A 23,810-nucleotide genomic window follows, 5' to 3' on the forward strand; every position below is an offset into this window, starting at 1 on the left:
ATTTCAATGTAAAATATGGTTTTATTGAATGAGTATTCAATAAAAGAAGAGCTTTTTTATGAACCCGCATCTCCGTGACGTGGCGATCCCCAATGATTGGGACCGGCGGGGTCTGCCGGGCTGGAGTTATCACTCCGACGCGCTTCTCGAACTTGAGAAGGAATACGTCTTCCGGAACCATTGGCAGATCGCCGGCCATGTCTGCGACGTGCCGAATGCCGGCGACTATCTGACTATGGACGTGGTCGGCGAGCGGGCGCTCATCGTGCGCGGCAAGGACGGCATCGTGCGCGCCTTCAACAACATGTGCCGGCATCGCGGCAGCCGCGTCGTCGCCGACAGCCAGGGCACCTGCAAGAACGCGCTGGTCTGCCCGTTCCATGGCTGGGTCTACAATCTCGACGGCACGCTGCGCGGCGCCGCCCGGCCGCGCTCCTTCCCCGAGCTCGACAAGACCGAATTCGGCCTGATGCCGCTCAACCTCGAGATATGGATGGGCTTCATCTTTGTCCGCTTTCGCAAGGGCGGCCCGCAGCCTTCGGTGGCCGAACTGTTGAAGCCGATCGAGGCCGAGATGGCACACTACAATGTGACCGAGATGGTGCCGTCCTGGGGCATCTGGACACAGAAGACGCCGGTCAACTGGAAGTCGGTGCGCGACGTCGACAATGAAGGCTACCACGTTGCCATGGCGCATCCGGCGCTGCAGGATCTCTACGGCTCAACCTATTTCGACGAGCCGTTCATCGACGGCGTGTCGCGCTCGTTTGCCACCTACAATCCGCATGCCGGCCGGCGCTGGAGCGTGCGCGAATACATCAAGCTCACGCCCGATGCCTCACACCTGCCGGAGCATCTGCGCAGGGCCTGGATCTATTACGGCATCTTCCCCAACAACGCGCTGTCGATCATGCCGGAATCGGTGCAGTTCTATCAGGAGTTCCCGCTGTCGACCGGCGAGACGCTGCTGCGCGGCGCCATCTACCGCTACCCCGACGAGACCCGGGAACAGGCGGCCGCCCGCTATCTCGCCTACCGCATCGACCGGGACACCATGAACGAGGACGTGCAGCTTTCCGTCTGGTCAAACGAGTCCATGATCTCGGAGGCCTTCGAGGGTTTTTATCTCTCCGACCTCGAATACGGTGTGCGCACCCACCACGACCATCTGCGCAAGCAGATCCCGGTGCTGGGCCTGGAGACGGCGCCGGAGGAGAAGGACATGTGGAACCTCAATGAGGCTATGCGCTCGCAGGTGTAGGGGCGGAACTGCCAGTCACCCCTGCCACACGCCCTCTTTGCGCAGATCATCCATGGTCCGCGAAATGCCTTCGCGCAGGATCGCCACCATGTCGTCGATCTGCTCTCGCGTGATGATCAGCGGCGGCGACATCACGCACATGTTGATCAGCGGCCGGACCAGGAGGCCGAGTTCGTGGCAATGCGCGTCGATGCGCTTGCCGACATCCTTGTCGAGCTGCAGCGGATCCTTGCTTTCGCGGTCGGCTACGCACTCGACGCAGCCCATCAGGCCCATGCCGCGGACTTCGCCAACCAGCGGCAGTTCCTCCAGCGTCTTCAACTGCGCCTGGAAATAGGGCGCGACATCGCGCGTGTGGGCCAGCACGCTGTCTTCCAGGATATCGAGGTTCTTCAGCGCCACCGCGCAGCCGATGGGATGACTGGTATAGGTCAGGCCATGGCCGAACATCGCATCGGGATGGTTGGAACGGCGCATTTCCTGAAGCAGCCGCTCCGAGATGATGACGCCGCCAAGCGGGAAATAGCCTGATGTAACGCCCTTGGCGAAGGTGATCATGTCGGGGTCGATGCCGAAGCCATCGCCGGAGGCAAAGACATGGCCGAGCCGCCCGAAGCCGGTCACCACCTCATCGGAGATATAGAGGATATCGTTGTCCCTGCAGATTTCGCGAATGCGCTTGAGATAGCCATCCGGCGGCACGACGACGCCGCCGGATGCCTGCACCGGTTCGCCGACGAAAGCACCGATCTTCTCTGCGCCGACGCGGGCGACCGTATCGCGAAACTGATCGACCAGGAAATCGCAGAAGGCGGCGATGTCAATGCCTTTCGGCCGCCGGAACGGGTCTGGCGAGGACAGTTTGACGACCAGATCGTCGGCGCCGTCCATCCAGTCGCGGTCGCGCGGCCGGCCGTTGAGCGAGGCCGACAGATAGGTCGAGCCGTGATAGGCGCCGCCGCGGCTGAGGATCAGCTTCTTTTCCGGCCGCCCGCGCACATTGTTGTAGAACTGCATGAAGCGCAGTGCCGTCTCGACAGCCGACGATCCGCCGGTGGTGAAGAAGGTATGGCTGAGATCGCCCGGCGCATGATCGGCGAGGCGCTTGGCGAGCTCGGCCGACGGCGCATTCATCGTATACCAGGGCGTGTTGTAGGACAGCATCATCGCCTGGTCGTACATCACCCTGGCCAGCTCCTCGCGGCGGTGGCCGACATTGATGCACCACATGCCGGCCGGCCCGTCGATCAGTCGCTTGCCTGTTACATCGGTGATGTAGATGCCATCGCCCTCGCCAATCAGCGCACGCGCTTCATTGCCGACCGAGCCGGCATAAGGCCAGGGCTGGATGAGATGGCGCTTGGCCAGCTCGACCGCATCGCCACCGTCAGCCATTTCCATCGCTCTTAGGTCTCTTGCAGCCGCCATCATTGCCTCGCATCGTCTGAGCGTAATTTTCACCGGACAGAACATGAAGCGCCAAGGGCAGGAAAGCCGGCTTTCTTCACTCCATTTTGAATGTCCGTTCAATCAATATTACAGAAATAGCGCTTGATTTCAATGCACGGATGCGCTCATGATGAAAGAAAGCCGGCAAGCTTGGAGCTCGGCCAGCAAAGCGCGCTCCGCAAAAATTGGGAACAGGCAGCCGGCCCGGTCGAAGGGAGCATCATGGCGGAACAGTTCGAGCCAGCAACCGAGATCACGCCCGGGTCGCTGCAATGACGGTAGCTGCCGAAGGGGTGCCCACGCGGCGCATGACGCGAGCAAGGCGAAACGCCCTTCTGCAGTCCGAGTCCGTCCAGGGCCTTGCCCTGATCAGCCCGACCTTGGTCTACGCTTTGATCCTGCTGCTGGTGCCGATCCTGGTGGTCTTCGCCCACTCCTTCTGGACGCAGAACTACCTCACCATCGACCATACATTCACGCTGGAGAATTATCGCATCGCGCTGACCGAGCCGATCTACCGCGATCTGCTCTGGCGCTCGCTCTACATTTCGCTGACGGTGAGCTTTTTCACCGTCATCCTCGCCTATCCGATCGCCTATTTCATCTCGTTCCATGGCGGTCGCCACAAGAGCCTGTGGCTGTTCCTGATTACCATCCCGTTCTGGACCAGCTATCTCCTGCGCGTGATGTCATGGAAAGTCATCCTCGGCTATAATGGCGTGCTGAATTCCGGCCTGATGGGCCTCGGCATCATCGACGAACCATCGACCGCGCTACTCTACAATTCCAGCGCCGTCATCATCACGCTCACACACGCCTGGGCGGCCTTCGCCATCCTGCCGATCTTCGTTTCGCTCGAGAAGGTCGACCGCACCTTGGTCGAGGCTGCCACCGATCTTGGCGACGGCCCGCTGCGCTCCTTCCTGCGCGTGACGCTGCCGCTGTCGGAGCCGGGCGTCATCTCGGCCGCTCTCATCGTCATGATCCCCACCGTCGGCGACTATGTCACCCCAAGGCTGGTCGGCGGCAAGGATGGCGTGATGATCGCCAATGCCATCGAGTCGCAGTTCCATAAGGCCTCCAACTGGCCACTCGGCGCGGCACTGTCCGTGACCACCATGCTGGTCGTGACGCTGATGGCGGGCGCCACCGTGCTCATCATCCGCGCGCTGCAGAGGCTGGCGCGATGACAGCGAGGCGGCGCCTTTTTCCCGGCGGCTGGCTGTCCGCCTACGCCTTCCTCTACGTCGTCTTTCTCTATCTGCCGGTGATCTTCCTGCCGATCTTCTCGATCAACACCGCGCCGACGCCAAAATTTCCTCTCACCGGCTATACGCTGAAATGGTACCAAGACCTGCCGAAGACGCCGGCGCTGCTTGACGCCGCCTGGAACAGCCTGATCGTCGGTATCTCGGCATCGGTGCTGGCGACGCTGCTCGGCATCCTCGCCGCCCGCTCGATCACCCGCTACCGCTATCCCGGCCGCCGCACAATCAATGGCCTGATCATGGCGCCGCTGGTGCTGCCGGAAATCATCCTCGCCATCTCCATGCTGCTGGTCATGCTGCAACTGGGCTTGAGCCTTTCGCTGTTCACCGTCGTACTCGGCCATGTCCTGATCTGCATTCCCTATTCGATGACGGTGCTGACCGCCGGTTTCGAGGGCTTCGACCGCAGCCTCGAAGAAGCCTCCGCCGATCTCGGCGAGAGTGCCTTCGGCACCTTCCGGCGGGTGACGCTGCCGATGGTGGCGCCGGCGATCATTTCCAGCCTCCTGGTCTGCTTCACCATCTCGCTCGACGAGTTCGTCATCGCTTTCTTCCTGACCGGCACCGAGACGACGCTGCCGATCTATATCTGGGGCCAGTTGCGCTTTGCCGCCAAGCTGCCGGGTGTGTTGGCGCTGGGCACGCTGCTGCTGGTTGCCTCTTTCGTTTTGATGACCGTTGCCGAGATCCTGCGCCGCCATGCGGCCAGACGCACCCAGAGCGAGGGAGGCCTCTATGCCTGAGCAGTCCCGGGCCGAACGGCCTCAGGATGAACCATCCAAGCAAGATAAGTCCGAGCGGGCCCAATCTGATCGACCCCAAACCGACCGAGCAATGATCGAAATCCGCAGCGTTACCCGCAGCTATGGGGCGTTCAAGGCGCTCGACGACGCCTCGCTGACCATCAAGGAGGGCGAATTCTTTTCGCTGCTCGGCCCTTCCGGCTGCGGCAAGACTACGCTGCTGCGCATGATTGCCGGTTTCGACAACCCGACCAGCGGCTCGATCTCGGTCGGCGGCCAGTCGATGGAAGGCATCCCCGCCAACCGCCGGCCGACCAACATGGTATTCCAGAGTTATGCCATCTTCCCGCATCTCAATGTCGAGCAGAATGTCGCCTATGGGCTGAAACGGCTCAGGCTGGGAGGAACGGAAGAAAAGCGCCGCGTCGAGGAAGGGCTGGCGCAGGTGTCGCTCACCGGCCTCGGCAAACGCCTCGCCACCGAGCTTTCCGGCGGCCAGCGCCAGCGCGTGGCGCTCGCCCGCGCCTTGGTGATGCGGCCCAAGGTGCTGCTGCTCGACGAGCCGCTGTCGGCTCTCGACAAGAAATTGCGCGAGCAGATGCAGGTCGAACTGCGCCGCCTGCAGCAGGCGGTCGGCATCACCTTCGTGCTGGTCACCCATGACCAGTATGAGGCGCTCGCTATGTCCGACCGCATCGCCGTAATGTTCCGCGGCAAGATCGCCCAGGTCGCCTCGCCCAAGGAAATCTACCAGCGGCCGGTCAACCGCCAGGTCGCCGATTTCCTCGGCGGCATGAATTTCGTAAAAGCGCAGATTATAGAGGAGAATGCCGCCTCGCTGGTCGTCGACACGCTGGGCTTCGGCCGCGTCAGGACCGACAAGCCGAAGGCCTTCATGCGCAATGGCGGCGGCGCCACTCTGGGCATCAGGCCGGAGCGATTGCGCGTGCTGTGGGACAATGCGACGGCGAAATTCGAAGTGGCCGGCAAGGTGGTCGAACGCCACTATTTTGGCGAGATCACCCACCTGATCGTCGAGATACCCGGATTGGAAAAGCCACTGTCGGTCACCGAGACCAACGACTTCGGCGCCGACGATATCCCCGTCGGCACGTCGGTCCGCCTCGGCTACGATCCCGAGGCCCTGGTGGCGATGGCGGACTGAGCATGATCCCGAAAAGTGGGAACCGATTTTCGGAATAAGATCATGCTCCACTAAGAATTTTAAGTTCCGTCGCGATCTGTTTGGCTGCGATCCGCCCCATCACGATGGCGCCTTCGACATAGCCCGGGAATGACGGCGACAGTTCCGACGATGCTAAATGAACCGGGGCAGCGCCGGCACGGATCGTGCGCTCGGCATCCCGTGCCGTCACATCGACAATTAGGTCGCTGTAGGCGCCGCCGCTCCAGCGGTCATCGATCCAGTCGCGCTGGCTGAAATCGATAATGCCGGCCGCCTCCGGGCCAAGGGCATCAACGAGCCTTGCCGTGACCTCCGCACGCAGCGCCGCGTCCGCGAGCGGACGCCAACGCAACGCCAGTGGTCCGCCGACGAAGACGACCAGCGCGGCATGTTGCGCATCCTTGCTGGCGTCACAGGCGAACAGGCCCGGCAGGTCGCGCCACATCACCATGCCGCACAGGTCGCGCTCGCGCCAGAACGGCGTGGGATAGCGCACCAGGATCTTGACCACCGCACCGCTTTCCCAGACGCCGAGCGCCTTTGCGAGAGCCGGCGGCAGAGCGGGCGCGAAATCCAGCTTCGCGGCCGTCGCCGGCGGCAGCGCGACCAGCACTTTTCGCGCTTCGATGGAGCTGCCTGCCGAGACGGCACGAACCCCTTGCGGGCCGTGCTCGATGCGCGTAACCGGCTCGTTCAGCCAAACCCTGTCGCCGAGATCTCCGGCCATATCCTCGGCCAGCGACTGCATGGTTTCGAGCAGCGAATATTGCAGCTCAGGCACCTCGTTGGTGATGCGGCGGTCATTGTCGATGAGGTACCACAGCGGCACCTTGTCCATCGCCAGGCACCACAGGCCTTCGATCATCGAGCGAAAAGCCGTCTTGGCGTCAGTGGGATCATGCTGGCGTTCGAGCCAGGCGGCAGCGCTCATGCCGGCGATCGAGGGATCGTCCGGCTCGATCGCATTCATCCGCTCGCGGATTGCCATCGCGCCATGATAGGTCCGTTCGGCCTCTTCGACCGACAGCGATGGATGGGTGATGAAATCGCCATTCACATAGGTTTCGACGAAGGCCTTGCCACGGGACGCGGCCAGCGCCGTCACCTCCGGCATGTCTTCGCAGAAAAACTGGCCGCCGCTGTCGATGCGCTCGCCAAGCCCGTTGCGAATAGCCTCGACCCTGCCGCCGACGCGGTCGCGTGCTTCGAGCAGCACGACATCGATGCCGGCCTTTCTCAGCTCAAGCGCAGCCGACAGGCCGGTGAAACCGGCGCCGACGATGACGACATCGGGTCTTTCAGTCCTGTCGCTCAATAGCCGGCCTTGATCTTCTCGAATTCCGTGACCATGCGCTGCTTGAGCTCAGGCGGCACCGGCTGCTGGAACAGCGTCTTGTCCAAGAACTTGTCGAGATTGTCGAAGCCACGGTCGCTCAGCACCTGATGGTCGATCGCGGCCATCCCGGCGCTGTTGCCGTGGCCGTAGCCGAAGGTCTTGACCAAGTAATCGGACACGGCATGCGCGTTGACCGCACTGAGGAAATCATAGGCCTGATCGAGCTTGCCCGGCGCATCCTTCATCAGCACATAGCCGCACACCCAGGTGGATATGCCTTCCCTGGTGTCGCGGTTCATGGCGATCGGCATGCCTTGGCCCTTGAGCGTCACGAAGGTCTCATTCCAGCCCCAGACGAGGTCGACCTCATTGCCGGTAAAGGCCTGGTTGAGGTCGGTGTCGTCGGTCCAGTAAAAGCGGATGTTCTTGTGGACGTCACGCAGGAAGGCGGACGCCTCCTGGAACTGCGCGTCGGTCATCTTGGTCCAGTCCTTGAGGCCGATGACCAGGCTGGCCAGCGCATAGGCGTCATCGACATTGTCGCCGATGGTGACGCGGCCCTTGAATTTGGGATCGGCGAAAATCTTCAGCGACTGCGCTTCCTCCGCCGTGACCTTGTCGGTGCGGTAGAGCAGCGAAGTGTTGCCCCAGTCGAACGGCATGAACCAGGCCTTGCCGTCGGCGGTGACGGCGAGATCCTTCATCGCCATGATGCCGGGATTGAGATCCTTCCAGCCGGCGATCCGGGAGGTGTCGAGCGGTTGCAGAATGCCGGCCGCGCGCCACTTGGTCACGCTTTGCGAGCAGGGGTGGGCGATGTCGGCCTTGAAGCCGGCGCGCATCTTCTGGAACGCTTCCTCCTCGTCGCCGAAGAAAGCAAAGGTCGGCTCGGCGCCGTATTTGGCGGTGTAGTCGGGGTGCAGCAACGGATCTTCATAGCCTGACCAGTCGAACACGACGAGGTCGCCGCCGCCTTCGGCATAAGCAAGCACGGCGCCGGCGCCGACTGTAAGAGCAGCGGCAAGGGCGAGGCGGCGAAGCATGGAATTCAAGGCGCGAAACTCCTCATCGCGAAAAGCGGCCGGGCGACGTTACGGAATTTCAGCGGCCTTGGCGAGACCGTCTGCCCGGCGCACTGACAGGCAGACGGAGGAGGCCGGACAGAGCTTTAGTAGCCTGCCTTGATCTTCTCGAATTCGGCGATCATCTTGAGCTTGAGCGACGACGGCACGGGCGATTGGAACAGGGTCTTGTCGACGAATTTCTGCACGTCGTCATAGCCCTTTTCTTTCAGGATCGCCGGGTCGACGCCGGCCATGCCCTTGGCGTTGGCCTGGCCATAACCCCAGTCCTTGACCAGCACCTTGGCGGTCTCGGGATCGTTGATCGCGTTGAGGTAGTCATAGGCCTTGTCGACATTGCCGGGTGCGTCCTTGAACAGCACGTAGCCGCAGACCCAGGTCGAGATGCCTTCGTCCGTATCCTTCTTGGACTTGATCGGCACACCGGCAGCGACGGATTGTACCGTGGCATCGTTCCATGCCCAGGCGAGATCGACCTCGCCGCCGCTCAGCAACTGGACGACGTCCGTGGTATCGGTCCAGTAGGAGCGGACATTCTTGTGCACCTGGCGCAGGAAGTCGGACGCCTGCTTGAACTGGTCGTCCGTCATCTTGGTCCAGTCCTTGAGCCCCATGGCAAGGCTGGCCAGCGCATAGGCGTCGTCGACATTGTCGCCGATCGAGACCCGCCCCTTGAACTTGGGATCGGAGAAGGCCTTCAGCGACTGCACATCCTTCGCGTCGATCTTGTCGGAGTTGTAGGTGAGCTGGGTGTTGCCCCAGTCCCACGGCATGAACCAGGCCTTGCCGTCCGAAGTGGTGGCCAGATCCTTCATCGCCATGATGCCGGGATTGAGATCCTTCCAGCCGGTGATCTTCGAGGTGTCGAGCGGCTGCAGCAGCCCCGCCTCACGCCACTTTGTCACGCTCTGCGAGCAGGGATGGCCAAGATCGGCCTTGAAACCGGAGCGCACTTTCTCGAAGGCTTCGTCCTCGTCGCCGAAGAAGGCGAAGGTCGGCGAGTCGCCGTTCTTCTCGACATATCTGGGGTGGAAGCTCAGGTCCTCATAGCCCGACCAGTCGAACACGATCAGGTCCTTGTCGGCGGCGACCGCAATCGCCGCGGCCGAACCAGCCAGCGTCGCCGTCAGCGCCAATGTCAGTGTCAGGCGTCGGGTTATTCTTTTCATGCTGTTCCATCCTCTTTGTTTTTGATTGTTCGCTCCGGCTTGGATCCGCCGGTTGTTGTCAACGTCCGCTGTCCGGCGGGTAGTGCTTCGGAAAGGCGGCCGACAGGAATTCGTTTGCCGCCTGCAGCGCGCTCTCACGGGTGACGTCCTCGGTCCCCATCATCAGCCGCAGCCACAAGCCCTCCAGCATGGCGCTGAGCGCCAGGGCCATGACCTGCGGCTCATAGGCGTAACCACCGCCCTGCTTGAGCGTGGCACAGAGGTCGATGAAGATCTTCTGGTAGGCCGCGTCGCGCGCGCCGCACAGCGCCTGGTAGGTCGGCCGCGACTTGGCCTCGCCCCAGAACGCGCACCACGCCGCGAGCTTGCGCTTGTTGCAGATCGAACGGTCGAAATCGGCGGCGACCAGCGCCCGCAGCTGCCGGGCTGGATCCTCGCCGGCCTTGGTCAGCGCGACGCGCCAATGCGCCGCATATTCGTCGGCCATATAGGCAAGCGTGGCGACGAGCAGCTTCTCCTTGCTCTCGAAATGGAAGTTGACGATGCCGCGCGACAGGCCGGCGCCGTCAGCGACATCGGCCATCGTCGTTTCCGAATAACCGCGCTTGGCCAGCGAATCGATGGTCGCTTCGATCAGCTGCTGTTGCCTGACCTCCTTCGACGCCTTGCGGCCGCGTTTTTCCGGTTCGGTTTTTCCAGACGTGTCGGAGGATCGCTCTTCGCGCGCTGCAGCTTTCATCGGTGCCGTCATGCTCCACCTTGCCGGCTATCCCACCACAGCCGGCTTCCACCCGCGAAGATGAGTGGGACGGTGCTCGCCACTGTCAAGCACCTTCTGCATGGCTTCCCAGGTCTTGATGTTCTTGTCGACATAGGCCGCTCCGACCGCGACTGCCGCCGTCTCGTAGAGCGGGCCTTTCAGCCTTTCCAGCTCGCCGCGCGCGACCTTGCGATACCAAGAATTGCGGTCTCTGACGGCGACATCGGCAAAGCCGGCGCTGCGCATCGCTTGCGCATAGCGTGCCGGCGAGGCCATGGCGAAGGACAGGCCTTCGGCTGCGACATAGGCCTTCATCTCAGATGACGGCTCGCCGTCATGGCCGATCAGCCAGTCGGAGGCGGCAAAGACGCCGTCCGGCTTCAGCACACGGAAGATTTCGGCAAACAGCGCGTCCTTGTCGGACACGTGCACCAGCGCATCCTTGGAGAAGACGACATCGAACGAAGCGTCGGCAAAAGGCAGCGGCCCCGGCGGCGCCTGGACGAAGCTGGCGCGGTCTGAAAGCCCTCGTGCAGCGGCATGCTTTCTGGCCGCCTCGATCACCGGCCGCTCGATGTCGAAGCCGGTGGCATGAGCAGCACCGTGGCGCTCCACCAGATGCAGCGCGATGCCGCCGGAGCCGCAGCCGATGTCGAGGATCGTCTTGCCCCTGAGCGACAGCCCTTCGACCACCCGGTCGACCTCGTCTGGTCCGCCCGGCGACAGATAGCCCTCGCCCCACAGCGCCTCGAGGAAGCGGATCGCGGCGTCGTCATATTCCGGCTCGCCATCTGCCGTTTCGATCATCAGACCTTAAGTCCCGTCAGCCGAATTGCGCAGGTTCGAATGCCGGCAAAGCGTAGCGTATTAACAGGAAAACGCAATATCGTTTGTTGAACATTCATTCAGAATGGCTGGACAGAATAGCCGCTGCCGTGCCAAATTCCGCGCATTCGGCGACAAATCACGCGAAAAATGAAGGGTCGAGCACCATGAAGGCTGGGCGCGAATGAAAGCTTGGGATGCGATCGTCATCGGCGGCGGACACAACGGCCTGGTCAACGCCTGCTATTTGCAACGCGCCGGGCTCGACGTGCTGGTGGTGGAAAAGAACGACTGGGTCGGCGGCGCCGCCACCAGCCGCGAGCTGACGCCGGGCTTCCTCTACTCCAACTGCTCCTATGTCTGCTCGCTGTTTCGCCCCGAGATCATGCGCGACCTCGAACTGCCGCGTTTCGGCTTGCAGGTTATTTCCTATGAAGGCGGCGCCGTGTTCACCCGCGACGGCGACTACCTCGCCAACTACCGTGACCACGATGCGCACCGGCGCGAATTCGCCCGCTTCTCCAGGCGCGACGCGGAGGCCTATGACCGCTATTCGCGCGACGTGACGCGGCAGTGCCGTTTCATCCAGCCGCTGCTGATGCGCACCGCACCGGACCCGGCCAGTCTCAAGCCGCGCGACCTCGGAGAGCTTCTCTATCTCGGCAAGAAATTCGTCGGCCTGTCATCAGAAGAAATGGCGCTGACGCTGCGCTTCTGGACCATGTCGATCTCGGAATTCCTCGACGAATATTTTGAGACCGATGTCATCAAGGCGAACTTCGCTTTGTCCGGCATTATCGGTACCGCGCTCGGGCCGATGTCGCCCGGCACAGCCTACGTGCTGCTGCACCATTATATGGGTGAGGTCGACGGCTCGGTCGGCGCCTGGGGCTATGCGCGCGGCGGCATGGGCGCCGTCACCAAGGCGCTCGCCGCTTCATTCAAGGCGTCCGGCGGCGCTATCCGCACCGGCGCCGAGGTCGACCATGTGCTGGTGAGCCGAGGCAAGGCCAAGGGCGTGGTGCTGGCCGGCGGCGAGGAGGTCTACGGCAAGCTCGTCGTCTCCAACGCCGACGTCAAACGCACATTCCTGAAACTGGTCGAGGAGAAGGAACTGCCCGACATTTTCCTGCGGCGGGTCAGGAACTTCAAGATCCGCGGCTCCTCCGGCAAGGTCAACATCGCGCTGGATTCTCTGCCGGAATTCCCGGCACTGCCGAAGGATTCACCCGTTTATCGCGGCGACATGCATTTCACCGATTCCATGGAGCGCATGGAGCGCGCCTATGACGACTGGAAGGCCGGTCGCTGGTCGGCCGACCCATTCCTCGACATGGTCATCCCAACGACGCTCGACCCGACCATGGCGCCGCCGGGCAAGCATTTCATGAGCTGCTTCGTGCAGTACGCACCGCCCAAGGTGAACGGCCGCGACTGGACCGATGCCGACCGCGACGGTTTCGCCGAAAGCGTAGTTGCGCAGATCGCCGAATACTCGCCAGGCTTCCGCGACCGCATCGTCCATATGGAGGTGCGCACGCCGCGCGAGATCGAAGCCGAGGTCGGCCTCACCGAAGGCAACATTTTCCAGGGCGAGCTGACCTTCGACCAGCTGCTGTTCAACCGCCCGGTGCCGGGCTACGCACAATACCGCTCGCCGGTCGGCGGGCTCTATATGTGCGGCTCCTCGACACATCCCGGCGGCGGCGTCATGGGCGCACCCGGCCGCAATGCGGCAGCCGAGATCCTGCGCGACCTCGCCAAATCGACCTCCCATATGAGCCCGGCCCATGACGTCATTTGATGCCATCATCATAGGCGGCGGCCATAACGGCCTTGTCGCTGCCGCCACTCTGGCGAAAGCCGGCCGCAAGGTGCTGGTGCTGGAAGCGGCCGGCGATGTCGGCGGCGCGGCGCGCACCGAAGAGTTTGCGCCAGGTTTTCGGGTCTCCTCGATCGCGCATGTGCTGAACCGCCTGCACCCCGACGTGGTGAAGACATTGGAGCTGGAGAAACACGGGCTGCAGGTCACCCGCGCAGACTTCATTCCGTCGGTCGCCTTGGCGAGGGACGGCCCGCCGCTTGTCCTGCATGGCGCCTATGGCGAAGTGCTGACCGGCTCCACTCCGTCCGAGCAGTCCGCCTGGAAGGAATTGCGCGCGCAACTCATGCGCTATGCCGGCATCCTGAAACCGTTCCTGTCGCGGCGCCCGCCCGATCTCGGTGGCATGTCCCTGCTTGAAACCGCAGCGCTCGGCCAGACGGCCGTGGCGCTGAAAAAGCTCGGCAAGGAAGACATGCGCGATTTCCTGCGGGTGCTCCTGTTGAACGTCGCCGACCTGCTCGACGAACAGCTTGCCGATCTCAGGCTGAAGGGCCTGCTTGCCTTCGACGCCACGCTTGGCAGCCACCTCGGCCCGCGTTCGCCGACCTCGCTGCTTGGCCTCTATTACCGGCTGGCCGGCGAGACTGACGGTGCGGCCGGGGCACAGATGCTGCCGAAAGGTGGTATGGGTGCGGTCGTTGCCGCCATTCGCGCGGCGGCGGAGAAAGCCGGCGTCACCATCCGCACGGCAGCGCCCGTGGCCAGAATAGTCGTCGAGAAAGGGCGCGCCCTCGGCGTGACCCTCGACGGCGGCGAGGTGCTGCACGCCAGAACGATCGTCTCCGCCATCAACCCGGCGACGACCATGCTCGATCTCGTCGGCCCGCGCGAGATCGACACGGGTTTCGTGCGCAAGGTAAAGAACATCCGCATGAGGGGCGACGCGGCGAAGCTCCATCTGGCGCTCGAACGGCAACCGCAATTTTTCGGCGTCGGCGCCGATAATCACAAGGGCCGTCTGGTCATCGCGCCCTCGGCCGACCATGTCGAGCGCGCCTTCAACCCTTCGAAATATGGCGAGTTCTCAGCCGAACCGGTGATGGAGATCACACTGCCGTCGCTCTCCGACCCGTCGCTCGCGCCAAGCGGCGCCTGCGTGCTGTCGGCGATCGTGCAATACGCGCCTTATGCGCTGAAAGAGGGTTGGGATGCCGGCAAGCCGAAATTCCTCAAGGCTGTTATGGCGCAGCTCGAAGCGTACGCCCCCGGTATCGGCAAGTCCGTGCTGCATGCCGAGCTTTTGACGCCAGCCGATATCGAAGCCAATTGCCGCATGCCGGGCGGCCATTGGCACCACGGCGAATTGCATGCCGACCAGATGTTGATGTCGCGGCCCGTCTCCGGCTGGTCGGGCTACGACACGCCGATCGAGGGGCTGTTCCTGGCCGGCGCCGGTTCGCATCCGGGCGGCGGCGTTTCGGGTGCTCCTGGTTTGAATGCGGCGCGGCGCATCATCGCGATGAAGGGATGATCGGATGTTTCAGCCAGTCAACGCCGCACTTTACGGCGAAGGAATGCAGTCATGACGAGTCCGATCAACAACGCCGCCCGCACCACAGCGCAGTCGCATTTCCGCACACTGCGTCTCGGCACGCCGTTCCAGCCGCGCATCGATGCGCTGGCCAAAACTCAGGACTGGTACAATTGGGCCGGCTATCGCGCGCCGCATTCGCTGTGGGACGAGGAACTCGAATACTTCGCCATCCGCAGCCAGGCGGCTTTGTTCGACATCTCGCCGATGACCAAATACCGCATCGAGGGGCCGGATGCCGAAGCCTTCCTCGATCGCGTCACGCTGCGCGATGTCACCAAGCTGAAACCGGGCCGCGTCCACTACACCGCATGGTGCGACGACGAAGGTTTTGTCCTCGATGACGGCACGCTGTTCCGGCTGTCGCCGACCCGCTTCCGCCTGTGTTCGCAGGAGCGGCACCTGCCCTGGCTGCTCGACAGCGCCATCGGTTTCGAAGTGACCGTCGAAGAAGAGACTGAAAGCGTCGCTGGTCTCGCTCTGCAAGGCCCAACCTCCTTCGCCGTGCTGCGCGAGGCCGGCTTTGCCGGCCTTGAAAAACTCAAAGTGTTCGATCTCGCCGAGTTCCCGCACGATGGCGGCACTATCACCATCTCGCGCACCGGCTTCACCGGCGATCTCGGCTACGAACTGTTCGTGCCGGCCGAAAAAGCGCTCAGCCTCTGGGACCGCCTGATGACGGCAGGCGAACTGCGCGGCATCCGCGCCATCGGCTACGCCGCCCTCAACCGCGCCCGGCTGGAAGCCGGCCTCATCGTCGCCAATGCCGACTTCACCACCGCCGAGCATGCCATTCGCGCCGACCGTCTGCGCATGCCGGACGAGATCGGTCTCGGCTTTATGGTCGATTTGGGAAAAGGCCATTTCAATGGCCGCCGCGCCATGCTCGACGCGCGCGCCAAACGCAAGCTGCGCCATGTGCTGGTCGGGCTGGAGATCGAAGGCAACATCCCGGCCGAACACGCCATCGTCTATCACAAGAAGCATCAGGAGGTCGGGCTGGTCAGCGCCGCCATGTGGTCGCCGATGGCCAAGCGCAATATCGCCATCGCCTCGCTGACGCGTCCCTATGGTGATAGGATGGTCGAAGACCTCTGGGTCGAGATCTACGCAATGCGCGAGTTGCAGTACCAGAAGCTGATGAAGCGGGCCAAGGTGGTGGCCCGTCCCTTCATCAAGCTCGACCGCCGCACCGCCAATCCGCCGGCGGATTTCTGATCATGGCCAACGAACCGGATGATGAGGCGGAAGCCGCCGAACAGTGGCAGCTGGTCAACACGCCGCTCGGCGAAAAATGGTCGGGTCGCGCCCGCTATGCCGCCGCCATGTACTTCTACAAGCGCGGCGAAATGAGCGCCGAGACGCTCGAAGTCTACCGCATCTGCGCGCGGCTGGACTGGGAGAACCCGCTGCCGATGATCAGGGATCGCGGCGGCCAGGATTGGCTGAAGCGCATGGGCGCTTAAGCCTCAGCCTATGGTTCTTTCGAGAACGCTCAGCCAGTTGCGATAGGCGATCTTCTCGATCAACGCGCGTCCGAAACCGCGCGCGGCCAGCGCATCTATCAGCTTCGGCAGACCGGCAACGTCGCCGATGACCGCCGGGATCATGGCGCCGTCGAAATCGGAGCCGAGACCGACGCCGTCCTCGCCCAGCGCCTGCAGCAGCGAGTCGACATGGCGCACCATGATGTCGAGGCTGGTGTCCGAGTTCATCCGTCCGTCTTCGCGCAGGAAGCCGGTGGCGAAGTTGAGCCCGACCATGCCGCCGGTCTCGCGGATAGCGCCGAGCTGCCAGTCCGTCAGGTTGCGCGAATGGGTGCACAGCGCATGCACGTTCGAATGGGTGGCGACCAGCGGCGCATCGCTGAGTGCGGCGACATCGCGAAAGCCCTTTTCGTTGAGATGCGACAGGTCGATCATGATCTTGAGCTGATTGCAGGCCTTGACCAGCGCCTTGCCGGCATCGGTCAGCCCCGGTCCGGTATCGGGCGACGACGGAAAGCGGAACGGGACGCCATGGCCGAAGGCGTTGGGTCGGCTCCAGACAATGCCGAGCGAGCGCAGGCCGGCTTCGTAGAGCACGTCGAGCAAGGTAAGTTCGGGATCGATCGCCTCGACGCCTTCAATATGAAACACCGCCGCGATCGAACCTTTCGCCATCGCCTCGCGAATGTCACCGGCACTGCGGCAGACGGTCAGCGCGCCCGCGCGCTCCAGCCGAAACAGGATCGAGGCCATGCCGATGGTGGAATTGAGCGCATCAGCGCGCGGCAGTTCCGGCGGCAACGGCTCATTGTCGCTCGGCGCCGGCGGCACCGCAGAGCGTTTGCTCTTCTCGACCGGCGGTGGAAAGATCGCGAACATGCCGCCGGCAAAGCCGCCCTTCTTGGCGCGCGGCAGATCTATATGACCGCCCTGCGTCCCCTCGATGAACAGCTTTTCGACGTCGGTGTCTTTCGACTGGTACAGTCGCAGCAGCGTGTCGTTGTGGCCGTCGAAGACGGGGACGAGATCGGGTTCGGTCATCAGGAAGCCATTCGGTCAGTTGGCAGGAGCGGACGAACCGCAGCGAACTGTGTACTTAGGCAAGAAGGCCGAACTGCGCAAATGCCAGAGAGGTGTTCGCTCTTGTGGCTGAGCGACTCCAACCACCTGCCGGTCCCCGCTGCTTCGCAGCGTCCCGGCGTTCGCCGGCCTTTCATCGTGCCACTGGCACGATGAATTCGCCTGCGGCGAACCGGCTGCTCACCCCACAAGGGGAGAAGGGAAAAAGGTCTATTGCTTCAGCACATCCGCCCATTCCGGATGGCGGCGGAACTGGGCGTTGGCGAAGGGGCAGAGCGGGATGATCTTCTTGCCCACTGCCCGCGCATCCTCGACGGCGCGGGTGACGAGCCGAAGGCCGGCGCCCTGGCCGCGAAACACGTCCGGCACTTCGGTGTGATCGATGATGATCTGGTGCTCGCCGACCTTGGTAAAGGTCATCTCCGCCTTGGCGCCGCCGGGTCCGCGCAGCACATAACGTCCCTTCGAGCCGCGGTCCTCGAGTTCGATCTCAGGCAATTCGTCAGGCATCGCTTGCTCCTTCAACCGGCACGGCAGCGAAAAGCCGCCTTGCCGCTTCGATCTCGTTTGGCCGAATTTCGTGGCCGCCATCGTGCCACTCCACTGTGACATCGGCGCCATCGGCACGCAAATAGGCTTCCAGCCGCGACGTCAGGTTGGGCGGGCAGATCGGGTCGCGCTTGCCGGCGGTGACCAGGATGCGGCGTCCGGCAAGGCTGCCCTGCACCTGCGGTTCGAACGGGATCAGCGGGTGCATCAGCACCGCCGCATCGAACAGCTCGGGCGCGGCGAACACTACGGACGCCAGGATGTTGGCGCCGTTGGAATAGCCGAGACCCAAGACCGAAAATGGCCTTGCCGCTGCCACCTGCGCCTTGATGAAACCGGCCATCTTGCCGGTCGCCCGCGCGAGGTCGTCCATGTCGTAGACGCCCTCGCCGGTGCGGCGGAAGAAACGCGCCGCACCATGCTCGGAAACATCGCCGCGCGGCGACACGATCGTCGCCTGTGGCGCGAGGTCGCGCCCAAGCGACAGCAGCTGGCTCTCGTCCGCGCCGGTGCCGTGAAAGACGAAGAGCAGCGGGCCGCCGGGCGAACCCGGCAGCGCCTTATGGATGTAAGCTTCCTTGCTCATCGTCTCAGCCTTCCAGCTTCTGCAGATGCTCTTCAAGATAGGGCCGCAGATGCTGGTGCTGCGTCGGCAGTTTCAGGGCTTCGCCGAGATGGGCGGTGTCCTCGTCGCGGTCGAAGCCCGGCTCATTGGTGGCGACTTCGAACAGCACGCCGCCCGGCGTGCGGAAGTAGATCGCCCAGAAATAGTCGCGGTCGATCACCGGCGTCACGCCATAACCCGTATCGATCAGCGCCTTGCGCACTTCGAGCTGCTGGGCGCGGTTCTCCACCGCGAAGGCGACATGGTGGACCGAGCCGGCGCCGAGATTGGCAAAGCCCGCCGTAGGCAGCGATTCGATGTCTACGACATCAGCGCCGTTGCCGTTCTTGATGGCGAGCCGGCTGACACTGCCGGACTTGTCCACTTGCTCATAGCCCATGAACTTCAACAGCTCTTCCGTGGCGCCACCATCCTTCAATCTGAGCGAGACCGAGTGGAAGCCGCGTATCGCCTCATCAGCGGGAATGCCGCCTTTCAACCATGGCGCGCGGCTGTCCGCTTTGTCTTCGACCAGCGCGAAACCGTCGCCGTCGGGACCGGCGAAGGCCAGCCGCTTCTCGCCGAACGTCTCTTCGCGGGAGACACCCGCAACGCCTTCATCGGCGAAGCGCTTTTCCCAATAGCCGAGCGTGCCGGCCGGCACCGAATAGGCCGTGGTACCGACCTCGCCGACGCCGTGGCGGCCCCTGGCAATGTCGGGGAACGGAAAATAGGTCATCACCGAGCCGGGCGTACCGTGCTCGTCACCATAATAGAGGTGATAGACATCTGGCGCGTCGAAGTTGACGGTCTTCTTGACCCGGCGCAGGCCGAGCTTGTGCGTGAAGAAATCATTATTCTGGCGCGCATCGCCGGCCATCGACGTCACGTGATGCAGGCCCTTGATCTGGTCGAGCATTGTCTTGCTCCTTCCCTTGGGTTTGCGGCCGTTGCCGCTGTCCACGCCTATATGAGGGGCCGCCCGGCAATGGCAAAGGCGGCAAACTCAGAATGGACTGTATCCTAATAGTGAACAGCAGGAAATTTTCGTTCACCATTTAGGCAGGGCTGACAGGCTTGCGCTGCCGCCAAATTCCGGTTCATTGAACGTCTTCCCGACGTGAGAGGATAGAGCATTGGCCGCGAAAAGCAGACGACCGAACGTCCTATTCATCTCCTGCGACCAATGGCGGGGCGATTGCCTGTCGGCTGCCGGCCATCCCGTGGTGAAGACGCCGAATGCCGATGCGCTCGCCGCCGAAGGCGTCCTATTCAAGCGGCATTACGGCGGCGCGGCGCCCTGCTCGCCGGCCCGCGCGTGCCTCTACACCGGCCTCTACCAGATGAACAATCGCGTTTGCCGCAACGGCACGCCGCTCGACGCCCGCCACGGCAACATCGCGCTTTCGGCCCGCGCCCTCGGCTATGATCCGACTTTGTTCGGCTACACCGATGTCTCGCCCGATCCGCGCACGATGGCGCCGGGCGATCCCCGGCTGAAAAGCTATGAGGGCGTGCTGCCCGGCTTCAGCGTTCGCCAGTTCCTGCCTGAGCATCAGAAACCATGGCTGTCATGGCTGAAGGCACGTGGCGTCGACACCAGCGCGGGCTCTCCCGGCATTCACCGTCCCGTGGGCGGGGAAGCGGGCGACGCCGTGACCAATGCGCCGCCTGTCTATTCCAGCGACGAGACGCCGACCGCTTTTCTTGCCGGCGAATTCATTCGCTGGCTCGACGAGCAGGATGCGCCATGGTTCGCGCATGTCTCCTTCATCAGCCCGCATCCGCCCTTTGTCGTGCCGCAGCCGTACGACACTCTGTATGATCCAGCCGATGGTCCTGCCTTCCGCCGCCAGGAAAGTTGGCAGGTGGAAGCTGAGAGCCATCCCTATCTGGCTTACGACCTTGGTCGCCAGAAGCGGAGAAGCTTCCGCCCCGGCACCGACGGCCACGTGCGCGACTGGGGCGACGACAACATCCGGGCCATCCGCGCGATCTATTACGGCATGATCTCGGAGGTCGACGCGCAGCTTGGCCGCATCTGGCAAGCGATCAAGACGGCGAATGCCTGGGATGACACCATCATCGTGCTGACTTCGGACCACGCCGAGATGATGGGCGACCATTTCATGCTGGGCAAAGGCGGCTTCTTCGACGGCAGCTATCGCATCCCATTGATCGTGCGCGACCCGGGTCACGGCAATGCAGCCGGCTCGACCGTCAACCACTTCACCGAAGCCGTCGACATCTTCCCGACCTTGCTCGATCTGCTGGACGCCGACGCCCAGCTGCATCTCGACGGCCGCTCGCTCAAACCGTTCCTGCAAGATGAACCGCCTAAGGATTGGCGCGACGCGGCGCATTGGGAGTTCGACTTCCGCTCGATTGCCAGCGGTGAGGCCGAACGGCATTTCGGCATCGGCTCGCGCCAGTGCAACCTCGCCGTCATCCGTACGGAAAAATTCAAATACGTGCATTTCGGCGGCGGCCTGCCGCCGCTGCTCTTCGACATGGAGAAGGATCCGGGCGAACTGGCCAACGTTGCCGCCGACCCGGCCTATCTCAGCGTGCGGCTTGAATTTGCCGAGCGGCTGCTTGCCTGGCGCGCCGAGCATCTCGACCAGTCGCTGGCGCTTGCAGAGCTGACGGGCCAGGGGGTGGTGGGGTATGTGGGCAGGCAGTAGGAGGCAGCAGGCAGCAGAATGTTTCCGGCGGCCTGATGCCTAGTCGCTTGGTTTTTCGCCTACTGCCTAATCCCTACTGCCTATTCCCTTACTGTACCATCATCCGCTGCTGGTCGCGCTTCTCAGCATAGCTGCCCTTGTCATAGGCGGCCTGCGCCTGCAGCTGCTCCTTGGTGAAGTTGGTGTAGAGATATTTGTTGCCGTCCTTGTCGGTCATGAATTTGAGCTTGTCCATGCCGACCGCGACCTCCTTGGCGCCGATGCCTAGAAAGCCGCCGACATCGATGATGACGGCATCCGGCTTGCTGTCGGGCGTGAGCACGACGTCGCCGATCTCGCCGACCTTGGCGTCGTTGGCGCCATAGACGGTGGTGCCCTTCAGGTCGTCGCCTCTGATGTTACCGACCGGCATTTCGGTCAATGTGGACTTGTCGATCGCTGCCGTTTGCGTCGGATCGGTAGCCTTTGTCCCGGCCGGAGCTTCCGCGGTCTTGTCCGCTGGCTGAGCATTGTCAGCCGGTGCAACGGCCGTCGGGGCAGCCGGAGCAGTCGGCTGCGTCGCGTCGGAGGTTGTCGTCACGGGCGCCGGATCATAGGGCTTCCGGTCGAAATCAGGCTGCGCCTGCAGTTCCTCCTTGGTCGTCTGCGCCACCAGCCAGCGATCGCCGTTCTTTTCGGCCCACCGCGCCTTGGCGAAATCATAGGTGACATTCTTTTCACCCATGCCGAGGAAGCCGCCGACGCCGATCACCAGCGACTGCGCCTTGCCATCCTTGGTCAGCACGATGTCGTTGACGTCGCCGATATTCTGGGCATCGTCGCCAGTGCCATTGTAGACATTCTCGCCGATGATGTTGGTTGCGAGATTGCCGTCAGCGCGTTTCACCGCCGGTTCTGACGGCGCGGCGTTGAGATCAACCGGCTTCTGCGGGTCGTTCTGCGCCGTGGAAGCAGGCGCCGAGGCCGGATCGTAAGGCTTGCGGTCGAAGTCGGGCAGCGCCGTCAACGCTTCTTTCGTTGTCTCGGCGACGAGCCAGCGGTCACCATTCCTCTCGACCCATTGCAACTTGCCGTAGTCAAAGGCGACGTTCTTGCTGCCTATGCCGAGGAAGCCGCCAACGCCGATAATGGCGGATTTCGCCTGGCCGTTTTCATCGAGGACGACGTCGCTGACGTCACCGATCTTCTGGGCATCGTCGCCAGTGCCATTGTACACCGACTCGCCGATGATATTGGTCATCAGCGCGCCGTCGGCCTGTTGCGGCGCCGGCGCGATGGTGGCAGGGGCTTCAGCCGGCGCTGGGGTCGTCGCCGGGGTCGTCGTTGACTGCGCAAACGCACCGGTAGCGATCAGCGTTGCGAGTGCGGTCGTCGCGAACAGTGTGCGGATCATGATTAAGTCTCCTCTTGCGTGATCTCGTGCGCGCCGCAATCGGCAAACCACTTGCCGGGAGACCGAAGGCGGCGCCTCCAATGGGATCACAACGTTGTGACAAGGCGCTTGTTCCGAAAAAACGGCAGCATCGAAATACCCTGGGCAAGTCCGCGGAATCGCCCGACATTCCCGCCCGGCCGATGGAACCTTTGCCAAGCTTGCCCGTTTCAGCCTGCGGCTGGCATTCCGGCCGCTAAAAAGAATACGGAGTGGGGCATGCGATTTGCAGCGGTGCTGAACCGGGACGGCGGCACCTTGCGGACCACCGATCTTTCAGCGCTAACCGACCGGATGCGCCAGACGCTCGAGGCGGCTGGTCACTCCATCGAGATCGACATCGTCGCCGGCAAGGAGATTGTCGCGGCGCTCGACAAGGTCGCCGCGCGGCGCGACATCGACGTCGTGCTGGCCGGTGGCGGCGACGGCACCATTTCGGCCGCCGCGGGGCGGCTGATGAATGGCAAGAAGGCGCTGGCCGTCCTGCCTGCGGGAACAATGAACCTGTTCGCCCGCGGCCTTGGAATTCCGCAGACCATCGATGGCGCGCTGAAGTCCTTTGCCGACGGCGAGATCATGGCGGTCGATATCGCGAGCGCGAATGGCCGGCCGTTCGTGCATCAGTTCTCGATCGGCCTGCACGCCAGGATGGTGAAGCTGCGCGACAATATGGAATTCGCCTCGCGCTTGGGAAAGATTCGCGCTTCGGCCAAGGCCGCTTGGACGACGATCAACAATCCTCCCGCCATGAAGGTGACATTGACGGTCGGCGAAGCCGAGATCGTGACCCGCATCAGCGGCATCGGCATTTCCAACAATCTGTTTGGCGAAGGCCATCTGCCTTATGCCGACAATCCTGCCGGCGGCGTGCTCGGCATCTATGTCACCGTGGCGCGGCAGCGTGGCGAGCTGGTCAGGGCGCTCTTCGACATGGCTCGAGGCAGGTGGCGCGACAGCGATCATGTCGAAACTCATCAGGCCGACAAGGCAATCGTGAAGATCCATACCGGGAGCAAGAAATTCGGCGCCGTCATCGACGGCGAACTGGTCAAGCTGGAGCGCGAAACGACAATCCAGATCCACCCTGGCGCACTGAACGTCCTGGTTCCGGCGCAAGCCGCCCAGGCGAAGGCCGCCTGATGCGATTACGAATGACGCGGAAAACCCTAGCCGCCCGACTGCCCCTCGCCGGCTGGCGAGCTCTGGTTGGCCGGCGCGGTCTGGCCGGTGGGCTGCCCTTGGCTTTCAGGGGTATCTGGATCTATCTTTTGGCCATAAATCTCGGCCGCTCCCCAAGCAATAAAAGCCAGGAGCAACGCGGCGACCAATATGCGCAGGCCGTGCCAACCCCAGCGCCCCTGACGGGCTTTGTTTTCAGGGGCGATCTTGGTCATTGGCGGCGTTCCTGTCGTGCAACCGGCATGGTCGATGAAACCATCGCCGGCGAAACATGGTGGGGTAACGATTGCTTGCTACAAA

At 63.0% G+C, this 23,810-nt stretch carries 22 protein-coding genes; 10 read left to right on the forward strand and 12 right to left on the reverse strand.

Features of this window, described 5'->3' with window-relative positions; all coding sequences use genetic code 11:
• Positions 1 to 58: 58 nt before the first annotated feature.
• Positions 59 to 1,261 (forward strand): aromatic ring-hydroxylating dioxygenase subunit alpha, encoded by a 1,203-nt coding sequence (locus tag X726_RS154240; RefSeq protein WP_023670067.1) that lies wholly within the window; start codon positions 59 to 61, stop codon positions 1,259 to 1,261.
• A gap of 15 nt (positions 1,262 to 1,276) precedes the next feature.
• Here X726_RS154240 and X726_RS154235 read toward each other — a convergent pair whose 3' ends face one another.
• Positions 1,277 to 2,689, reverse strand: a complete 1,413-nt coding sequence (locus X726_RS154235) for an aminotransferase (RefSeq protein WP_023670068.1) — start codon at positions 2,687 to 2,689, stop codon at positions 1,277 to 1,279.
• A gap of 293 nt (positions 2,690 to 2,982) precedes the next feature.
• Here X726_RS154235 and X726_RS154230 point away from each other — a divergent pair, with 293 nt between their 5' ends.
• From X726_RS154230 to X726_RS154220, 3 genes are all read left to right on the forward strand, one after another.
• Positions 2,983 to 3,900, forward strand: coding sequence for an ABC transporter permease (locus tag X726_RS154230; protein ID WP_023670070.1), 918 nt, complete (start codon positions 2,983 to 2,985; stop codon positions 3,898 to 3,900).
• Entirely contained in the window at positions 3,897 to 4,721 is an 825-nt protein-coding gene (locus X726_RS154225) for an ABC transporter permease (protein WP_023670071.1), read from the forward strand. The genes X726_RS154230 and X726_RS154225 overlap by 4 nt, the downstream gene beginning before the upstream one ends.
• A 91-nt stretch (positions 4,722 to 4,812) precedes the next feature.
• Positions 4,813 to 5,886 (forward strand): ABC transporter ATP-binding protein, encoded by a 1,074-nt coding sequence (locus tag X726_RS154220; RefSeq protein ID WP_023670072.1) that lies wholly within the window; start codon positions 4,813 to 4,815, stop codon positions 5,884 to 5,886.
• 40 nt (positions 5,887 to 5,926) lie between these two features.
• Here the strand turns inward: X726_RS154220 and X726_RS154215 are convergent, their stop codons facing one another.
• From X726_RS154215 to X726_RS154195, 5 genes are all read right to left on the reverse strand, one after another.
• Positions 5,927 to 7,222, reverse strand: coding sequence for a flavin monoamine oxidase family protein (locus X726_RS154215; RefSeq protein ID WP_023670073.1), 1,296 nt, complete (start codon positions 7,220 to 7,222; stop codon positions 5,927 to 5,929).
• Positions 7,219 to 8,295, reverse strand: coding sequence for an extracellular solute-binding protein (locus tag X726_RS154210; protein ID WP_023670074.1), 1,077 nt, complete (start codon positions 8,293 to 8,295; stop codon positions 7,219 to 7,221). Before X726_RS154210 ends, X726_RS154215 begins: the two co-directional genes overlap by 4 nt.
• Positions 8,296 to 8,411: 116 nt before the next feature.
• The gene (locus tag X726_RS154205; protein ID WP_023670075.1) at positions 8,412 to 9,494 is read right to left on the reverse strand and encodes an ABC transporter substrate-binding protein; all 1,083 of its coding nucleotides are present in this window, start codon (positions 9,492 to 9,494) and stop codon (positions 8,412 to 8,414) included.
• Between the two features lie 58 nt (positions 9,495 to 9,552).
• Entirely contained in the window at positions 9,553 to 10,233 is a 681-nt protein-coding gene (gene betI / locus X726_RS154200) for a transcriptional regulator BetI (protein WP_023670076.1), read from the reverse strand.
• Between the two features lie 27 nt (positions 10,234 to 10,260).
• A complete protein-coding gene (locus X726_RS154195) occupies positions 10,261 to 11,061 on the reverse strand; it encodes a class I SAM-dependent methyltransferase (protein ID WP_023670077.1) in 801 nt (266 codons plus the stop codon).
• Between the two features lie 202 nt (positions 11,062 to 11,263).
• Between X726_RS154195 and X726_RS154190 the strand changes: the two genes are divergently transcribed.
• Genes X726_RS154190 through X726_RS154175 form a run of 4 tightly spaced genes read left to right on the forward strand, consistent with a single transcriptional unit; the run spans position 11,264 to position 15,961 of the window.
• Complete coding sequence (locus X726_RS154190; RefSeq protein ID WP_023670078.1) at positions 11,264 to 12,883, forward strand: NAD(P)/FAD-dependent oxidoreductase; 1,620 nt, start codon at positions 11,264 to 11,266, stop codon at positions 12,881 to 12,883.
• Positions 12,870 to 14,435, forward strand: coding sequence for an NAD(P)/FAD-dependent oxidoreductase (locus X726_RS154185; RefSeq protein WP_023670079.1), 1,566 nt, complete (start codon positions 12,870 to 12,872; stop codon positions 14,433 to 14,435). The genes X726_RS154190 and X726_RS154185 overlap by 14 nt, the downstream gene beginning before the upstream one ends.
• A gap of 51 nt (positions 14,436 to 14,486) precedes the next feature.
• Positions 14,487 to 15,713 carry an aminomethyltransferase family protein gene (locus tag X726_RS154180; RefSeq protein WP_023670080.1) on the forward strand — a complete coding sequence of 409 codons (1,227 nt, stop codon included), beginning with the start codon at positions 14,487 to 14,489 and terminating at the stop codon, positions 15,711 to 15,713.
• A 2-nt stretch (positions 15,714 to 15,715) separates the two neighbouring features.
• Entirely contained in the window at positions 15,716 to 15,961 is a 246-nt protein-coding gene (locus X726_RS154175) for a hypothetical protein (protein WP_023670081.1), read from the forward strand.
• Between the two features lie 3 nt (positions 15,962 to 15,964).
• Here X726_RS154175 and X726_RS154170 read toward each other — a convergent pair whose 3' ends face one another.
• From X726_RS154170 to X726_RS154155, 4 genes are all read right to left on the reverse strand, one after another.
• A complete protein-coding gene (locus X726_RS154170) occupies positions 15,965 to 17,023 on the reverse strand; it encodes a dipeptidase (RefSeq protein ID WP_023670082.1) in 1,059 nt (352 codons plus the stop codon).
• A 249-nt stretch (positions 17,024 to 17,272) separates the two neighbouring features.
• Entirely contained in the window at positions 17,273 to 17,572 is a 300-nt protein-coding gene (locus tag X726_RS154165) for a GNAT family N-acetyltransferase (RefSeq protein WP_023670083.1), read from the reverse strand.
• Positions 17,565 to 18,197: an alpha/beta hydrolase gene (locus tag X726_RS154160; RefSeq protein WP_023670084.1), complete on the reverse strand. Its 633-nt coding sequence runs from the start codon at positions 18,195 to 18,197 to the stop codon at positions 17,565 to 17,567. Before X726_RS154160 ends, X726_RS154165 begins: the two co-directional genes overlap by 8 nt.
• A 4-nt stretch (positions 18,198 to 18,201) precedes the next feature.
• The gene (locus X726_RS154155; protein ID WP_023670085.1) at positions 18,202 to 19,134 is read right to left on the reverse strand and encodes a VOC family protein; all 933 of its coding nucleotides are present in this window, start codon (positions 19,132 to 19,134) and stop codon (positions 18,202 to 18,204) included.
• 217 nt (positions 19,135 to 19,351) lie between these two features.
• Between X726_RS154155 and X726_RS154150 the strand changes: the two genes are divergently transcribed.
• Positions 19,352 to 20,899, forward strand: a complete 1,548-nt coding sequence (locus X726_RS154150; protein ID WP_023670086.1) for an alkaline phosphatase family protein — start codon at positions 19,352 to 19,354, stop codon at positions 20,897 to 20,899.
• An 88-nt stretch (positions 20,900 to 20,987) separates the two neighbouring features.
• Here X726_RS154150 and X726_RS154145 read toward each other — a convergent pair whose 3' ends face one another.
• Entirely contained in the window at positions 20,988 to 22,292 is a 1,305-nt protein-coding gene (locus X726_RS154145; RefSeq protein WP_023670087.1) for a PRC-barrel domain-containing protein, read from the reverse strand.
• Positions 22,293 to 22,550: 258 nt separating this feature from the next.
• On the opposite strand from X726_RS154145, the gene X726_RS154140 reads away from it, so the two are divergent.
• Entirely contained in the window at positions 22,551 to 23,471 is a 921-nt protein-coding gene (locus tag X726_RS154140; protein WP_023670088.1) for a diacylglycerol kinase family protein, read from the forward strand.
• 26 nt (positions 23,472 to 23,497) lie between these two features.
• On the opposite strand, the gene X726_RS154135 is transcribed toward X726_RS154140, so the two are convergent.
• Positions 23,498 to 23,725 (reverse strand): hypothetical protein, encoded by a 228-nt coding sequence (locus X726_RS154135; protein WP_023670089.1) that lies wholly within the window; start codon positions 23,723 to 23,725, stop codon positions 23,498 to 23,500.
• Between the last annotated feature and the right edge of the window lie 85 nt (positions 23,726 to 23,810).

The organism is Mesorhizobium sp. LSJC285A00 (genome assembly GCF_000503155.1).
Taxonomy (GTDB): domain Bacteria; phylum Pseudomonadota; class Alphaproteobacteria; order Rhizobiales; family Rhizobiaceae; genus Mesorhizobium.

Coding starts and splice junctions, on each gene's coding strand:
- X726_RS154185 (WP_023670079.1), top strand. CDS start 12,870: ATGACGTCATTTGATGCCATCATCATAGGCGGCGGCCATAACGGCCTT.
- X726_RS154205 (WP_023670075.1), bottom strand. CDS start 9,494: ATGAAAAGAATAACCCGACGCCTGACACTGACATTGGCGCTGACGGCG.
- X726_RS154140 (WP_023670088.1), top strand. CDS start 22,551: ATGCGATTTGCAGCGGTGCTGAACCGGGACGGCGGCACCTTGCGGACC.
- X726_RS154170 (WP_023670082.1), bottom strand. CDS start 17,023: ATGACCGAACCCGATCTCGTCCCCGTCTTCGACGGCCACAACGACACG.
- X726_RS154240 (WP_023670067.1), top strand. CDS start 59: ATGAACCCGCATCTCCGTGACGTGGCGATCCCCAATGATTGGGACCGG.
- X726_RS154225 (WP_023670071.1), top strand. CDS start 3,897: ATGACAGCGAGGCGGCGCCTTTTTCCCGGCGGCTGGCTGTCCGCCTAC.
- X726_RS154135 (WP_023670089.1), bottom strand. CDS start 23,725: ATGACCAAGATCGCCCCTGAAAACAAAGCCCGTCAGGGGCGCTGGGGT.
- X726_RS154190 (WP_023670078.1), top strand. CDS start 11,264: ATGAAAGCTTGGGATGCGATCGTCATCGGCGGCGGACACAACGGCCTG.
- X726_RS154230 (WP_023670070.1), top strand. CDS start 2,983: ATGACGGTAGCTGCCGAAGGGGTGCCCACGCGGCGCATGACGCGAGCA.
- betI (WP_023670076.1), bottom strand. CDS start 10,233: ATGAAAGCTGCAGCGCGCGAAGAGCGATCCTCCGACACGTCTGGAAAA.
- X726_RS154235 (WP_023670068.1), bottom strand. CDS start 2,689: ATGGCGGCTGCAAGAGACCTAAGAGCGATGGAAATGGCTGACGGTGGC.
- X726_RS154165 (WP_023670083.1), bottom strand. CDS start 17,572: ATGCCTGACGAATTGCCTGAGATCGAACTCGAGGACCGCGGCTCGAAG.
- X726_RS154195 (WP_023670077.1), bottom strand. CDS start 11,061: ATGATCGAAACGGCAGATGGCGAGCCGGAATATGACGACGCCGCGATC.
- X726_RS154155 (WP_023670085.1), bottom strand. CDS start 19,134: ATGCTCGACCAGATCAAGGGCCTGCATCACGTGACGTCGATGGCCGGC.
- X726_RS154160 (WP_023670084.1), bottom strand. CDS start 18,197: ATGAGCAAGGAAGCTTACATCCATAAGGCGCTGCCGGGTTCGCCCGGC.
- X726_RS154180 (WP_023670080.1), top strand. CDS start 14,487: ATGACGAGTCCGATCAACAACGCCGCCCGCACCACAGCGCAGTCGCAT.
- X726_RS154145 (WP_023670087.1), bottom strand. CDS start 22,292: ATGATCCGCACACTGTTCGCGACGACCGCACTCGCAACGCTGATCGCT.
- X726_RS154175 (WP_023670081.1), top strand. CDS start 15,716: ATGGCCAACGAACCGGATGATGAGGCGGAAGCCGCCGAACAGTGGCAG.
- X726_RS154220 (WP_023670072.1), top strand. CDS start 4,813: ATGATCGAAATCCGCAGCGTTACCCGCAGCTATGGGGCGTTCAAGGCG.